The 15,220-nt window shown below is 42.7% G+C and carries 15 protein-coding genes; 10 read left to right on the forward strand and 5 right to left on the reverse strand.

Features of this window, described 5'->3' with window-relative positions; genetic code table 11:
• Nucleotides 1–24 precede the first annotated feature (24 nt).
• Nucleotides 25–729 (forward strand): dTMP kinase, encoded by a 705-nt coding sequence (tmk, locus tag HXT38_RS00575; RefSeq protein ID WP_180946759.1) that lies wholly within the window; start codon nucleotides 25–27, stop codon nucleotides 727–729.
• A 54-nt stretch (nucleotides 730–783) separates the two neighbouring features.
• A complete protein-coding gene (locus HXT38_RS00580; protein WP_421791854.1) occupies nucleotides 784–1,962 on the forward strand; it encodes a DNA polymerase III subunit delta' in 1,179 nt (392 codons plus the stop codon).
• A gap of 12 nt (nucleotides 1,963–1,974) precedes the next feature.
• Here HXT38_RS00580 and HXT38_RS00585 read toward each other — a convergent pair whose 3' ends face one another.
• Both HXT38_RS00585 and HXT38_RS00590 read right to left on the reverse strand, forming a co-directional pair.
• Complete coding sequence (locus tag HXT38_RS00585; protein WP_101886200.1) at nucleotides 1,975–3,054, reverse strand: LacI family DNA-binding transcriptional regulator; 1,080 nt, start codon at nucleotides 3,052–3,054, stop codon at nucleotides 1,975–1,977.
• A gap of 99 nt (nucleotides 3,055–3,153) precedes the next feature.
• Nucleotides 3,154–3,420: an HPr family phosphocarrier protein gene (locus tag HXT38_RS00590; RefSeq protein WP_004104751.1), complete on the reverse strand. Its 267-nt coding sequence runs from the start codon at nucleotides 3,418–3,420 to the stop codon at nucleotides 3,154–3,156.
• A 275-nt stretch (nucleotides 3,421–3,695) separates the two neighbouring features.
• On the opposite strand from HXT38_RS00590, the gene ptsP reads away from it, so the two are divergent.
• From ptsP to HXT38_RS00625, 7 genes are all read left to right on the forward strand, one after another.
• Nucleotides 3,696–5,354 (forward strand): phosphoenolpyruvate--protein phosphotransferase, encoded by a 1,659-nt coding sequence (gene ptsP, locus HXT38_RS00595; protein ID WP_004104749.1) that lies wholly within the window; start codon nucleotides 3,696–3,698, stop codon nucleotides 5,352–5,354.
• A 104-nt stretch (nucleotides 5,355–5,458) separates the two neighbouring features.
• Nucleotides 5,459–5,908: a PTS sugar transporter subunit IIA gene (locus HXT38_RS00600; protein WP_004104748.1), complete on the forward strand. Its 450-nt coding sequence runs from the start codon at nucleotides 5,459–5,461 to the stop codon at nucleotides 5,906–5,908.
• Nucleotides 5,909–5,971: 63 nt separating this feature from the next.
• Nucleotides 5,972–6,241, forward strand: a complete 270-nt coding sequence (locus HXT38_RS00605) for a PTS sugar transporter subunit IIB (RefSeq protein WP_004104746.1) — start codon at nucleotides 5,972–5,974, stop codon at nucleotides 6,239–6,241.
• 115 nt (nucleotides 6,242–6,356) lie between these two features.
• Entirely contained in the window at nucleotides 6,357–7,889 is a 1,533-nt protein-coding gene (locus tag HXT38_RS00610) for a PTS ascorbate transporter subunit IIC (protein ID WP_004104741.1), read from the forward strand.
• A 223-nt stretch (nucleotides 7,890–8,112) separates the two neighbouring features.
• Nucleotides 8,113–8,664: a YbhB/YbcL family Raf kinase inhibitor-like protein gene (locus HXT38_RS00615; protein WP_101886199.1), complete on the forward strand. Its 552-nt coding sequence runs from the start codon at nucleotides 8,113–8,115 to the stop codon at nucleotides 8,662–8,664.
• A 111-nt stretch (nucleotides 8,665–8,775) separates the two neighbouring features.
• Complete coding sequence (locus tag HXT38_RS00620; protein WP_101886198.1) at nucleotides 8,776–10,383, forward strand: C69 family dipeptidase; 1,608 nt, start codon at nucleotides 8,776–8,778, stop codon at nucleotides 10,381–10,383.
• 228 nt (nucleotides 10,384–10,611) lie between these two features.
• Complete coding sequence (locus tag HXT38_RS00625; RefSeq protein ID WP_174143538.1) at nucleotides 10,612–12,129, forward strand: formate--tetrahydrofolate ligase; 1,518 nt, start codon at nucleotides 10,612–10,614, stop codon at nucleotides 12,127–12,129.
• A 215-nt stretch (nucleotides 12,130–12,344) separates the two neighbouring features.
• Here HXT38_RS00625 and HXT38_RS00630 read toward each other — a convergent pair whose 3' ends face one another.
• Nucleotides 12,345–13,187, reverse strand: a complete 843-nt coding sequence (locus HXT38_RS00630; protein WP_421791856.1) for an alpha/beta hydrolase — start codon at nucleotides 13,185–13,187, stop codon at nucleotides 12,345–12,347.
• A gap of 129 nt (nucleotides 13,188–13,316) precedes the next feature.
• On the opposite strand from HXT38_RS00630, the gene rsmI reads away from it, so the two are divergent.
• The gene (rsmI, locus tag HXT38_RS00635) at nucleotides 13,317–14,219 is read left to right on the forward strand and encodes a 16S rRNA (cytidine(1402)-2'-O)-methyltransferase (protein WP_421791858.1); all 903 of its coding nucleotides are present in this window, start codon (nucleotides 13,317–13,319) and stop codon (nucleotides 14,217–14,219) included.
• Between the two features lie 30 nt (nucleotides 14,220–14,249).
• Here rsmI and HXT38_RS00640 read toward each other — a convergent pair whose 3' ends face one another.
• On the reverse strand, nucleotides 14,250–14,513 hold the full coding sequence (locus tag HXT38_RS00640; protein WP_004118480.1) for a hypothetical protein: 264 nt from the start codon (nucleotides 14,511–14,513) through the stop codon (nucleotides 14,250–14,252).
• Nucleotides 14,504–15,130, reverse strand: a complete 627-nt coding sequence (locus HXT38_RS00645) for a hypothetical protein (RefSeq protein WP_050397209.1) — start codon at nucleotides 15,128–15,130, stop codon at nucleotides 14,504–14,506. The genes HXT38_RS00640 and HXT38_RS00645 overlap by 10 nt, the downstream gene beginning before the upstream one ends.
• Between the last annotated feature and the right edge of the window lie 90 nt (nucleotides 15,131–15,220).

Below are 15,220 nucleotides of genomic sequence, written 5' to 3' on the forward strand. Positions count from 1 at the left end.
AGACCTTGCATATGGAGTCAAAATATGGCATCTAAAAATGACGATTTCTCTGGTGGCTGCGCTTGCGGAGGAAACTGCGGCTGCAGAAGTGAGCAATCTTATGCAAATAAAGGCTTATTTATTTCTTTCGAGGGCATTGATGGCGTTGGTAAAACTACGCAAGTTGAGGCCCTTAAGGATCATTTGCAATCTTTGGGGCGAGAAGTTGTAGTGACGCGTGAGCCTGGCGGTACGCAGTTGGGTAAAACTTTGCGCGAAATACTCTTGCATGGCACGAGTGTATCTGCCAGAACAGAAGCTTTGCTTTTTGCTGCGGATCGTGCACAGCATGTTGCGCAAGTAATTCGCCCTGCACTTAGCCGTGGTGCAGTAGTAATAACGGATCGTTATATTGATTCTTCGCTTGCTTACCAAGCAGGCGGTCGCGAATTGACTATGGATGATGTGCGAACTTTAAGTGAGTGGGCAACGGATTCGCTGTGGCCTAATCGCACTTATTTGCTAGATATGCAGCCGGAAGATGCTTTTAAGCGTTTGCATCGTGAGCAAGATCGCATGGAATCAGCTGGAATAGATTTCGCACGTCGCACTAGAGAAGCATTTTTAGATTTAGCGCAGGAATCTGCAGATCGTTATCGCGTATTAGATGCAACGTTCTCAGCGAAATCATTATCTGAACTTATTGTGCAAGACGTACATAACTTAATTGAAGAAATTGAAACTAAATAAAGTGGCGAATTTTATAAAGTGAAGAAGTAAAGAAGCTATGCAGGGGGTGAAGCGATGAGTGTGTGGGATAGCGTTATTGGGCAAGAACAGGTAGTTTCGCGATTGCGAAAAATTGCTTGTGCGGATGCTAGCAAAATAGCGCAATCTTGGCTGATTTGCGGAGCTGCTGGCTTCGGTAGTGCGCAAGTTGCGCGCGCTTTCGCTGCAGCTCTCGAAAGTCCGGATCATGGAGAAGGCAGTGATGGAATTAGCGGCGAAAATGAGCTTAGTAAAACTGCCAAAGAAGTTTTAGCAGGATCGCATCCTGATGTGCATACGCTTGCAACAAAAGGCGTAACTCTTAGTATTGACGATGTACGCGAGGCAATTGGGATTTCTGAGCAGATGCCTAGCACTGCTCCTTGGCGAATCATAATTATTGAAGATGTTGACAGAATGTTGGAACGTAGCACAAACGTTCTTCTTAAAGAGATTGAAGAGCCAAGCGAGCATACGATTTGGCTTTTATGCGCTTCAAGTGTTATGGATGTGCTTCCAACAATTCGTTCGCGTACGCAACTTGTGCAATTAGCTACTCCAAACGAGCAGTCTATAGCAGAATATCTTACTAAAAAAACGGATGCGGATAATAAGCTAGCAAATCGTGCAGCCAGGCTTTCTCAAGGAAATATAGCAACTGCTTTTATCTACGCAAGCGATGAGCGTGCTTTAAGTAGGCGAGATGAGCTTATTGCAGGATTGCTCCGTATGCATGATGCTGCCGACGCAATTATGCTTGCTGCAATGCTTATTGACGATGCAAAATCACAAGCAGAAGATGAGGTTCAGCGAAATGTTGAGGCTCAACAAAAAGAATTTCGTAGAATTAACGGATTAGGCGATGAGGATCGCATTCCGCCCAAATTGCGCGCAAGCTACAATGCAATTGGGAAAAAGGATGATATAAAACGTAAAGTAACTCGTGTAAGTCGTGACGTGTTATGCCGTTCTCTTGACGCAATCGATAGCGTGTATAGAGATGTTTTAGTTGTTATTAACGAAGCGCAAAAGTCTTCGCCGATTATAAATCAGGGATACAAGTCTAGAATTGTCCAGTTGGCACAAAGCATGACAGCAAGTAGTGCATTGGATTGTGTTGACAGCATTGCTACTACTCGTCGTCGGCTTTCGAGAAATGGTAACGCAACTCTTGTTTTTGAAGCACTATTTTGCTCACTTTTGCAAAGTCAATAAAATACAAAAGTATCATATCCTCCACGGAAGTGACATATCGCTTGTGCCTATTCTTGGTGAATTTGTTGATTCGCGTCGCATGATTTCCGGTCTAAACTCCATATGTGCAGGTAACCAATGTTGCTCTGATTTGTTAACAGCGGTTAGGCGGATTGCTTCGCGCGCAATTTGCTGATACGGAGGACGGATTGAAGAAAGCTTTGGTTCAGATATTTCTGCCTGTCTGCTATCTCCGTAACCTATTACGAGAACGTCCTGCGGAACTTGCAAAGAAAGCTCATCTAAAGCTAGAAGTGCTCCAAGTGCGACAGCGTCATTTGCGCAAATAACAGCGTCTGGTTTGCGAGATTGTTTAGCGGTAGAATCAGAAAAAAGCCGCATTGTATCCTTGAATCCACGTTGATAAGTAAGTTCTCCAAAAGTTGTCCAATCTGGCTCAGAAAGTAAACTTAATCGGCTTGCAGCAGTCTGAAAATTGGCAAATAAGTTTGCACTTTGTGTGGAGTCAACATTTCCACTTAAATAAGCAATATTATGGGCATCGTGATGCGAAAGATGTATCAAAGCGGCTTCCATCATTGATTCTTGATCCATGCCAACCCAATTCACGTGGAATGAAGTAGTAGTGCCACCAATTTGCACAATGGGAAGATTGTCAACGTAGTTTTCAAGTGTTTTTGTTAAATCACTATTGTTAGATGGCATGACAATAAGACTGTCAACATTATGACCGATAAGCTCTTCTATGCGTTCTTCTTGAGCTTCTGCGTCTTTTCCAGTTCCAACAAGAAGTATTTTATCTATTTCATGAGCTGCTTCATCCAATGCAGAAAGCATATTTACACTGAATGAATCATCTACGTTGCTTGTGCCTATTACTACGCCGATTGTATTAGTTGTGTCACTTCTTAATGCGCTTGCTGCATAATTTACTGAATAATTAAGCTGCTCTGCAGCTTTTCTTACGCGTTTTGCAATATCGTCATCTTTGGCTCGTCTACCAGAAAGTACACGAGATACTGTTGCAATTGAAACTTTTGCAAGAGCTGCTACATGAGTTATGGAGGCGTTTTGATTAGTTTGATTTGTCATATTTGCCCCCGAATAAGTGCGGTGCTGTAATTATTGGTAAACAGCACCGCAAATTGAATATTATTTATTTGTCAGTTTATGTGCACTTATTTATTTATATTATTCGCCTTTCGTGACTACGTCGACAAGATTGTTAGCTACATTTTCAGCGTCTTCACCGTCAACGGTAATTGTGATTGAATCCCCTTTAGTAATGCCCAATCCCATAATTGAAAGAATGCTATTCGCACTTACAGGGGCACCTTCGCCTTTCGCAATCGTTACAATGCAATTTGAGGACATTGCGGCTTGAGAAAATTCTGATGCTGGGCGAGCATGTATTCCAACTGGGTCTTCAATAGTAACAGTACGAGTTGCAATTGCCATTTTTTCTCCTTTGAATAATAATTAACAAATTCTGCTTTTATTTTTTATTTTTCATATAAAAGCAAACCATATTTTTTCTTAAGGTTTTTTTGTTTGCTATTTTCAACATTAAGTGTAGCATAATTAATTGAAAAATACAGAAAACGTTTTCACTTGTTGTAACAACATTTTTAATGGTGTATAGTTTCATTAGTAAGAAACGTTTACCTACAAGAAATGCTTATGCGGCGTTGCGGCCGTAATAAAGTTTCTAAACCTAAAGGAGGGTTTTAAGTATGGTAATCACTGGTGTTGGCATTGGGCGCTCGATGGCATATGGTGAAGTATTGTGTATGGCACCTGCTTTGCATGAGCCAGAGGATTCTCCTCGTGCTGTTAGTGTGTTGGCTGAGGATGCAAAAAAGGCTGTTAAAAATGCTTTAAATGAAGTAAATAAAGACCTAAACCATCGTGCAAGTGAGGCTCTTGAAGCAAAGGATGAGGGGACTCGAAAGGCAGCACCAATTATGCAAGCTCTTGCACAGATGGCCATCGATCCAGCATTAATAAGTGCAATTGAATCTGGTATTGATAAGGGGAAAACAGCTGAACGTGCCACTTGGGAAGGGTTCGCACAATTTGAAGACATGTTGCGTAATCTTGGTGGTTACATGGCTGAGCGTGCAGGAGATTTGCATGATGTTGGCCAGCGTGTTATTGCATCTTTGATTGGTGTTGAAGCTCCTGGAGTGCCGGAAAGTGATTCGCCTTTTGTGCTGGTTGCTAAGGATCTTTCACCTGCTGATACAGCTTCACTTGATTTAAGCAAGGTTCAGGCAATTGTCACTCTTGATGGTGGTCCTACAAGTCACACTGCTATTCTTGCTCGTGCTCGTGGAATTGTTGCTGTTGTTGGAGCACACGATGCCTCTCAGCTGAAGAATCATCAAATTGTTGTAGTAGATGCCGTTAATGGTCATGTTATAAGCAGTCCTAGTGAAGAAGAAATCGCGCATGTTAAAGAGTCTCGTGAGCGTTTAAGCCGCGCTCGTGAATTGCGTGGATTGCCTGGAAGTACAAAAGATGGTCATTTGATTCCTCTTTTGGCAAATGTAGGAAAGCCCTCAGATGCCGTAACTGCTCATGAGTATGGAGCAGAAGGAGTAGGTCTATTCCGAACGGAATTTCTGTTTATTGGTAACGAGCAACCGCCTAGTATAGAAGAACAAACAGAATCTTATACAGAGTTACTATCTCAGTTTGAAGGCAAGAAAGTTGTTATTCGATTGCTTGATGCTGGAGCAGATAAGCCGTTACCATTCTTGACTCCTGAAGATGAACCAAATCCTGCCCTCGGACTTCGAGGTTTGCGTACTCTAAGACAGCATATGGATGTTCTAGATGGTCAGCTGGAGGCATTATCTCGTGCTGATGCTGTGACGAATGCTGACTTATGGGTGATGGCTCCAATGGTTTCAGACGAACATGAAGCAGCATATTTTGTAAAACTTGGTAAATCTAAAGGTCTTAAAAAGGTTGGCATTATGGCCGAGGTGCCTTCTATCGCTCTTGTTGCCGAGGAGGTTGCTCAAGTCGCTGATTTTGTATCTATCGGAACGAATGATTTGACGCAATACACTCTTGCAGCAGATAGAACCCTTGGGTCTGTTTCTAATTATCAAACTGCTTGGCACCCTGCAGTGTTGCGCGCGATCAAAATGATTGCAGACGCTGGTAACGCACATGGTATGCCAGTCGGAGTGTGTGGAGAAGCTGCAGCAGACCCAGACTTAGCGGTTGTTCTTACAGGTCTCGGTATTAACTCGCTTTCTATGACGCCGGTTGCTTTGGACGATGTTCGAGCAGAACTTGCTCAAACTACATTTGATGAAGCTAAGGCTAAAGCTCATGATGCTTTAGCTGGAAAGTTCTACCACTCAATCATGCAAGAATAAGCCAAGGGAGTAATTCAAAATATGATCGTTACGAAAAACATTAAAAATTCGATTACCAATCAGAAATAATCAAGAATAATTAACATGCTTAGAAAAGAGAAAATATGAGTACTGATATTGATGAGCTTCTCCCGGATTCTGCAGTAAACCTTGATATTGCAGCGAAAGATTGGCGTGATGCTATTTGTCTTGCAGGCAATGCTTTGAAGGAGTCTGGCTTTACTACTGATGAATATACGAATCAGATGATTGAAACAGTTGAGAAAATGGGCCCGTATATTGTTATTGCCCCAGGCTTGGCTTTGGCACATTCGCGCCCGTCGGAAGCAGTGTTAAAAAGTGGTTTGAGCTGGATTCGTTTAAGTACGCCTGTTAAATTTGGTAACACTGCCAACGATCCGGTCTCTTTAGTAATTGGTCTTGCAGGTCACGATGAAAATGAGCATATTGGCGTTATGTCCGCGGTTGCTGCAGCTTTGTCTAATCCTGTGAAGACTAGAGAACTTGCGCAAGCAAAAAACGCTAAAGAAATTCGCGCAATTCTTAAAAGTTAAATACTAAAGAATTAATTAATTTTGCAAAATTAAAAAAATACAACTCAACGAAAGAGGTTATTTATGAATATTCTATGTGTATGCGGAAACGGCATTGGCACGTCTGTACTTTTAAAAATCAATGTTGAGGCTGCGGCAGCAGACTTAGGTCTTGATGTTACAGTTACTACTTCCGATGCGGGAAGTGCAAAAGGTACTGCGAATATGAATGATCTTGTGCTCACTTCTCCTCAGCTTGCTCCAGAGCTTGAGGGCACTACCACTCCTGTAGAAACAATTGAAAATTTCATGGATGTTGAAGAGGTGAAGGGTGTGCTTGAGCGTTACGCATAAATTATGTGTAACAAATAAACGTTTGATTATGCTGATTACGTGCTTACTGCTTTGGCATAGTCGTACTGTTATTTCATGCGCTATTCGCTTTTTCTAAATAAAAGAAGGAAATAAGATGAACATTGTAGTTCAGGTTTTAAATTTCATAAGTCAGCAGATTTTGAATGTGCCGGCTTATTTGATTGGTATTATTGCGGCAATCGGTCTTATCGCACTCAAACGTAGTGCAGGACAAGTGATTGCAGGCGGCTTAAAAGCTGCTATGGGTTACCTCATTTTGGGTGCAGGTGCTGGCGTTGTTGTTGGTGCACTTGCTCCATTTGGTGACTTGGTTTTGAAGTCTACTGGTGCTCATGGTGTTGTACCTACGAATGAGGTTATTACTGCTCAGGCTGCAGGTCAGTACGGTGCTACTTCTGCATACATTATTGTGCTCAGCTTCGTTCTTATGCTTCTTGCTGCACGCTTTACTCCTTTGAAGTACATATTCTTGACTGGTCACCACATGGTGTTTATGTCTATGCTTTTGGCTCTAGTTCTTTCCGTTGGTTTTGGTGCAGGCAACCAGTTGCTTATTGTTATTGTCGGCTCTGTCATTATGGCAACGGTTATGGTTGTTCTGCCAGCTTTTGCGCAGCCTTTTATGAACCGTATTACTGGTAGCGATAAGCTCTCGATTGGTCACTTTAACTCTTTAAGCTACATTGTTTCTGGTGCTGTTGGTGCTGCTGTTGGTAAGAAGTCTAAGTCTACTGAAGATATTAACTTCCCTAAGGGTTTGAGCTTCTTGCGTGATTCAATGGTCTCCACGACTTTGTTGATGGTTGTGCTGTATTTGGTATTCGCAGTGTGGGCTTCGGTTGTGTTGCCAGTAAAGGAACTCTTCAAGATTTTCGCGTCTCACCCTACGGACTATAGTGCCTTCTACATGGCGGCTTTTGCTCAGGCTTTGCAATTTGGAATTGGTGTTAGTGTCATCCTTTATGGTGTTCGTATCATTTTAGGTGAATTGGTTCCTGCATTCCAGGGCATTGCTAACAAGGTCGTTCCAGGCGCTCGTCCAGCATTGGATATTCCAATCGTATTCCCATACGGTGCTAATGCTTCTCTTATTGGCTTCTTGTCTTCCTTCGTTGGAGGTCTTGTAGCTCTCGGACTTATTGCAATTTGGATGGGTCCAGCTTGGGGATTGGCATTGATTCTCCCAGGAATGGTGCCTCACTTCTTCGATGGTGGTGGTGCAGGCGTGTTTGGTAATGCAACCGGTGGTCGCCGTGGTGCTATTCTCGGTGGTTTTATTAACGGTTTAATTATTACATTCCTTCCAGCAGTATTGCTTACTGTTATGGGTTCCTTCGGCTTGGCAAACTCCACCTTCGGCGATGCTGACTTTGGTTGGGTTGGCACTGTTGTTGGTAACTTCGCTCACCTCGGTGCAGGCGTTGGTGCTATAAGCTTGATTATTGTTGCTGTTATTCTGTTTGCCTTGGCTTGGGTATGGCAGGTTAAGGTTGTTAACACTGGCTGGCTTCCTGCAGTAAAGCATGCTGAGTTCATTGAAGGAATTAAGAAGCAAGAGCGTGCTGCTAAGAAAGCAGCTGTGGCAGCTAAGGCTGCTGAAACTCATGAGGAGGCTGCTACAAAATAAATAGAGTACAGTAAAAAATTACATTTTAGTTAATGCGCCCAGTTTAGATTTCTCTGGGCGCACGTTTTATATTGACCGTCAAATTATGCAGTTAGCGTTGTTTCTTAGTGTTGTTTTTGCTTGAGTGCCACGATCTGCTTGAACAATTAGATTGCGCTAACGTTTGCGTTTATTTGTTACTCGCGCAGTTGATTAGTGTTGTGTAATGGTAGATACTTAAATTATGAATATTTCTACAGATTTCACTACCATTCCGGATGATTATTCTAAAGCTGCGCCGGAGCAGAATAAGATCAGCGGAGTTCCAGTAGTTTCTTTCCCATTTTACGTTGATAATATGCCATCTTTCGTGCATTATTTGCATTGGCGTTTTGTTGACGACGATGCAATACCGGTATGCGGTTTTGAATGGATTCACTGGACTGCCGCGAACGTGCCTGTTGAAGCGTTAATGTTTGATTTTAACGATTCTCACGCTTTACAAATACCGGAAGATTTTTCTCGCACAATGACTTCTATGATTCCGGAAGCTCTTCAAGGTCGTAACTCGCAAGCAAGCAGATTTATTGGTTGCAATGATCCAGCAATTACTATGCGATACAACGGTCCTCAACCTCCTGATAAAGATCACGAATACATGTTTGAAGTTTTTGGTACAGAAAAGCCTTTGCCAAATCTTAAGCCGGGATTCTACATGAATGAATTGTTACGCGAAGTAAGAAATGTGACTTCAGGTGTAGATGCTGGTGGCATGTTCCTTACTGGTAAAGCCTAAACGCAAGCACGAGAGCAACCAATTAGGTTAGCAGTTAACGCCTAAGCGCTAGAATCAAACAGTAATGAATCTAAAAATAAAATATAAAATCTAAAAACAGAGGATGCAAATATGGCATGCACAACAATTCTTGTTGGTAGAAAAGCAAGTTACGACGGATCCACGCTTATTGCGCGTAACGAAGACTCAGCAAATGGCGAGTTTAATCCGAAGCGTTTAGTAGTAGTAAAGCCGGAAGATCAGCCTCGCGTTTATAAGTCTGTTCTTAGCCACGTAACAGTCGAGTTGCCGGATAATCCAATGCAATACACAAGCGTGCCAAATGCAGACTTGCGCGAAGGAATTTGGGGAGAAGCTGGCGTTAACGAAGCAAACGTTGCAATGAGCGCAACTGAAACGCTTACGTCCAACGAGCGCGTGTTAGGCGCAGATCCAATGGTTGAACTTCAAAAAGAACAAGGCAAAGTTGGAGATGCTGACTACAAGCCGGAAGCGCCGGGTGGAATTGGCGAAGAAGACTTCTTAACGCTTGTTTTGCCTTATATTCGTAGCGCTCGCGAAGGTGTTGAGCGTTTGGGTGCGTTGCTTGAAAAATACGGCACTTACGAGATGAATGGCGTTGCATTTTCGGATGTGAACGAGATTTGGTGGTTTGAAACTGTCGGTGGTCATCATTGGATTGCTAAGCGTGTGCCGGATGAAGCTTATGTTGTTATGCCAAACCAGCTTGGAATTGACGAGTTCGATTTAGATGATGCTTTTGATGCTCAAGAGGAGCATATGTGCTCGGCTGATTTGCTTGAGTTTATTGAAGAAAATCACTTGGATTTGTCGGTGGAAAACGCTTCTCCGTTTAACCCTCGTGATGCTTTTGGCTCTCATTCGGATGCTGACCACGTGTACAACACTCCTCGCGCATGGTTCATGGAGCGCTTCTTGAATCCGTATGACGAAGTGTGGGATGGTAAAGACGCTGATCATCGTCCGGACAGCAACGATATTCCTTGGGCTCGCCAGCCTGAGCGTAAAGTGACGGTTGAGGATATTAAGTACGTTTTAAGCTCTCACTATCAGGGCACTGAGTATGATCCTTACGGCAATCTTGGAGATGAGCATACTCGTCATATGTTGCGTCCAATCGGAATTAATCGCCAAAGCGAGCTTGCTGTAATGCAAATCCGCCCTTACATGCCGGAAGCAATGCGTGCAATTCAGTGGATTACTTACGGTTCTAATCCTTTCAATTCTTTGATTCCGTTCTATCCAAACGTAAATCGCACTCCAAAGTATTTGGAAGATACGACTACTCGCGTAACAAGCGAAAACTTCTATTGGGAGAATCGCATTATTGCTGCTCTTGCGGATGCCGCATTTAACGACACTGCAAACGCGATTGAGCGCTACCAAGAAGTTGTCGGTTCCCTTGGTCACGCAATGGTCAAGTCTACGGATGCTGCCGTGGCAGATCTTCTTGGCGTTGATTTGGCTGATTACGAGCCAGAACGTGAAGGTGATGAAGGCGAAGATTACGATGATTTAGTTCGCGATCCTGAAGCTATTATTGCCGAGCTTCGCAACGATAAAGTGCGCGAGGCTTTGGCTGAAGCAAATGACGATATGGCAGCAAAGTTGAAGAAAGAAACCGATTCTTTGCTTGACACGGTGCTGTACATCACTAGCATGCGTATGAAGAATGGTTTCAATCGTTCTGATCACTAAATTTAAATTTTATTAAAAATTAAGTGCCTTCCTAAGAAATGAACTTTTTATTTCACACGGAAGGCATTTTTGTTATCTTTTGTTATTTTGCTATAGACGTTGATAATAACGCGTATAGATATTGCGTGTGGTGGCTATGCTACGAACAAACAATCGTATAGTATGAATCATGTAATTAACATTATCCGCATGCATAGTTGTGCCAATATGCCTATGAAAGAGGGGTACATGAGCATTCTTGATTCATACACTACAACATTCGGTTTGGTTAAAAAAATTGATGCCTTTGGGTACTTGGATTATTTAAAGCAACATCCAGAGGAGCCTAGGAAGCGCGGTAAGGTTCTGCTTGTTACTGCTGATACTCCTTTAAAAGCTTCTCGCGGAGAAGGTAAAACAACTACAACTATCGCGTTAGTTGATGCATTGCGTGAGCGCGGTGTGGACGCAGCTGCAGTTCTTCGTCAGCCAAGCATGGGAATTACAGCTGCTGGTTCTAAAGGTGGTGCAAGTGGTGGCGGTAAGTCTTCGCTTTCTCACCCTGAGTTGATTGACTGGGGCCTGTGTGGTGAAATGGCTGCTATTGCTTGCGCGCAGAATTTGCTTGTGTCGTTTGCGGAAAAAGCAGTCGACGAGGGTGTTCTTGATACTATTTTAGTTCCTCGAGTTAGTGAAGTTCCTTCGCGATCTTTGCGAAGCATTGCTGTTGATTTTGGCAAGGGGACTGTTCCTGAGCGCGTTGTTTTGACGCCAACTTGCGAGCTTATGCAAATCGTAGTGTTGTCGCGCAGTATGGACGAGATTTCTCATCGTGTTTCTTCAATGATTGCTGGCACAAAAGACGGTAAGCCTGTTAAGTTTGGTGAGTTTGTGGATTTGTGGCGAATCACCAATATTCTTGCCGACGCTGTAAAGCCTGCTAAAACTGAGACGATTAATGGTTCTCCAATCTACGTCCATTGCGGCCCGTTTGCGAACGTTTCGCTTGGTATTCCAAGCCTTGTAAGCGTTGAAATGGCTTGCGCTGAGCATGATGTTGTAGTGGTGGAAGCAGGTTATGGTACGGATGCTGGTGCTCAAAAGTGGTTAGATATTGCTGCTCGCGAGTTTGGCGCAAAGTGGCCTGCTGCTGCAGTTGTAGTTACTCGCGCAACTACTTGGCGAGATGACGAAACTTTGGCTTGGCGTTACCCATTCCATGTTTCTCGTTTGGAATCTCTTAATATCCCTACGTTCCCGTTGATTAATTTGTGGGAAGGCGAGGATGATCAAGTGCCTGAATTGTTGGAACAAGCCAAGTCTTTAGGATTCAGAAAGCCTATTGTTGGCAATTTATTCCGTGATGGTGGCGATGGTTTGGCAAATCAGCTGGACGATTTTGTGTCTGCAATAACTGATGATGTTGAAACGAAAGTTCCAGAAAGTAGGCGTGGAAAGACGCTTAGGGAGCGAATTAACTTGTTGTGTGCAGAAGCTTACGGTGTTCCTGTTGAGCGTGTAATCGACAAAGCAGGTTTTGCTGATTCATTGAAAGAAGCGCAGGATTTGTGTGCAAATTCTGGAGTTATTTTCGATGACCTTGCGCTTGTTGCTGTAAAGTCGCCAGCAACTATGACTGACGATGATCATGCGCCTGAAGATTCTCGCACTGTGACATTGAAGAAAGTGGAAGTTCACGCTGGAGCTGGAGTTGTGCAGGTAAATCTCACATCTTCACTAACAACTCCAATGCCAAAAATCGTGTGAAATATTAATAGTGTAATTTTCTCTTAAATATTGAGATTACTTAAAATTACTTATTGATAGCAAATAGAAAAACGTCGTCAACATGCCCCTTATGGCGTGTAGACGACGTTTTTGTTTTTGCCTTGTGTTTCGTCTGTTGTTTCCGCTTTTTGTTTCCGCGTTTTGTTTACCAAATGGGTCGAAAAGGGAACAAACGCGGGAGTGTTGAAGTTAAATTACGCAAAAGTGCGATGCAACCAATCGCAAGCAAGCTTAACCCACTGCTGAACTTCTGGCTGCACAAATTCAGGAATCACTGCGCCATTTTCATCGCGTTTTGCTGTTTCTTTAACTGCCAAAGCTAAGCCGTGCGGTCCTTTAGGGAACAGGTGAGCTTCAACACTTACTCCAGCTTCAACGCAAGCGTTCACAAACATTATTGAATTTTCTACTGGAACTGTTTGATCAGTAACAGTTTGCCATACAAATACAGGTGGAGTTTTGCGATCCACGTGATTTTCCAGCGAAAGTTTATTGACGAGTTCAGTTCGCTTTTCGTCGCTAACTTCTCCAAATAGACGATCGAAAGTTGGCTTATGCGCATATTTTCCAGCAGAAATAACAGGATATGCGAGCATAAGTGCATTTGGACGCACGTCATCAGCAGCATACCCGTTTGCTTCCTCAACTTCGTCGCTAACACTAGTTGCAAGGTTTGCAGCCACATGCCCTCCAGCGGAGAATCCAATAATTGCAACTTTTTGCGCATCTACGTGCCATTCTTTTGCGTTTTTGCGAATTAAGCTCATCGCTTCTGCGGCTTCTAAAAGCTGAGTTGGGTATGTGCTTGGAGTAAGCGAGTATCGCAACACAAAAGTGTGGAATCCTTCTGCAGCAAACTTCATGGCAACAGGCTCTGCTTCACGATTCGAGACGCGCAAGAAACCTCCGCCTGGCAAGATTAAAATTGCAGGACGGTTTTGCAAACCTTCGCTATCTAAATTATCGTCTAAAACATATCCAATAAGCTGCGCATTGCTTCCATCTATACTTTTTATTTTCTGATTTATAATCTTCATAGTGTCTCTTTTCGTTTCGTTTATATTGCAATTACACTAAGCATAATTCTAATCAAATACCTCGCTTTGTAAGTGCGTTCTTTTATAAATTCGTGTAGAGTTTTAAGAAGTTTTATAAGGAGATTCAAGATGTGTGACGAAGAAGATAATTTAGGTAAGGTTGTTTTAGCTGCTACGCCTATTGGGAATATGGCAGACGCTTCTGCACGATTAATTAATCTTCTTAAAACTGCTGATATTGTTGCTGCTGAAGACACGCGTAGGCTTTATGATTTAGCGAATCGCCTTGGCGTACATGTTTCTGGTAGCGTAATCGCATATCACGATCATAATGAGCGCAACAAGGCAGATGGTTTGCTAGACAAAGTTGAGCAGGGCAGCACTGTTCTTGTTGTTTCAGACGCAGGTATGCCTACCATTAACGACCCGGGTCTTGCTGTTGTTCGACGTGCAATAGAGCGCGATTTGCCTGTTACTTGCGCGCCTGGTCCTAGTGCAGTTTTAGATGCGCTTGCTCTTTCTGGATTGCCAACTGATCGCTTCTGTTATGAAGGCTTTTTGCCTCGTAAATCTGGTGAGCGTCAACAGCATTTGCGCTCACTTAAAGCCGAGCGACGAACAATAGTATTTTATGAGGCTCCACATCGTATTGCAGAAGCAATGGAAGACATATTGGCAGTACTTGGTTCTAATCGTCCAATGGCGTTATGCCGTGAACTTACAAAAGATTTTGAAGAAATTCGTCGTGGAACTGTGCAAAGTATTTACGATGGTGTTTTAGCGGATCCTCCTCGAGGTGAAATAGTTTTAGTTATCGGTGGTGCAAGTGACGAAGAAGTACAGTCTGAAAGCACAGATTTAAGCATTGATGCTCTTGCAAAGCTTTCGCTTGAATGTGCAGATTCCGAAGGCTTGCGCATAAAAGAAGCCATTACGAAAGTAGTAAAAGAGCATCCGTTTGCTGACGGATCTTTTGCTAATCGTAAGCAAGTTTACGCGTCTTGTCTTGAGCACAAACCTGATCAAAAGTAAGATTTCTGCTTTTGCTACTATTTTTGCTTTCTATTCATTGCTGTCATACGCAGAAAATAGCACTTCAAAACTGTAACGAACGTCAGGACCGCCTTGTTGAGAAATATATTCTAAGATTTGTGCGTCTGCCGAAGGGTTTGCAATAATCCATTTGCGAAGTTCTGGTATTTTTTGCGCGATATACCATAGCACTTCCGTTTTTGTTGCAGGGTCGATAGCAACATATGGCGTGAGTATTATAGGTGGTTTTGGAGGGCTGCTTGTTTTAGTTGCATAAGAGTTCTTTATTTCCATGGTTTGTTTGCTTCTTTCGCAATGTTTCGTATCCAATTTCTTGCATGTATTGAGCCTGGGAAATATGGGTTTCCGTCAATAGTACGTTTGCATTTTCGCAAGTCAATGCTGTATTTAGATATCAATAAGTGAGCAATATCTTTTCTATAAGGTTCGTACTCTTCGTTTTCGCTTGGAGTGTACGCTAAATCGCAAATTGTTCGTTCTGGCGTTGTTATTCTAATTTTTCCAAGTATTACGTATTCTTCATTGTTTAAGTGTCTTCGAAATGCTCGGATTGCATGGCCGTGCGGCTTTTTTCTTCTATGCCCATAATCAATAACATCTATATTTTCAGGAAAATTGCCTCCTATCCAAACCCATGCTGCAGTAAATAAGCAGGCTATGCTTTCTGTAGGTATAAGATTGCTCACAATATTACTTCTTCCTTGAGTGGAAATAGCTGCTTTATTTGAATATCCTGCATTTAAATCAAGCCTATTGAATACGCCAATTTGAGAAAGTTTTTTCATGCACATTGGGCCTGGTAAATGGTTGTCGTCAAGTAATTCCGGGAATTGTGTTTGTGCTTCTTCGCAAATATCCAATAAATCGCGTATGTTTTGTTGTTTTTTCAATTTTCCTCAATCCTTTCTTTTTGCATATTTATTTTTTAGCGCGACTATTTACAATGCGTATCGCACATATTGTTGTTTTTCTAACGCATA

It is taken from the genome of Gardnerella sp. DNF01157 (assembly GCF_049244225.1).
Taxonomy (GTDB): Bacteria; Actinomycetota; Actinomycetes; order Actinomycetales; family Bifidobacteriaceae; genus Bifidobacterium; species Bifidobacterium leopoldii.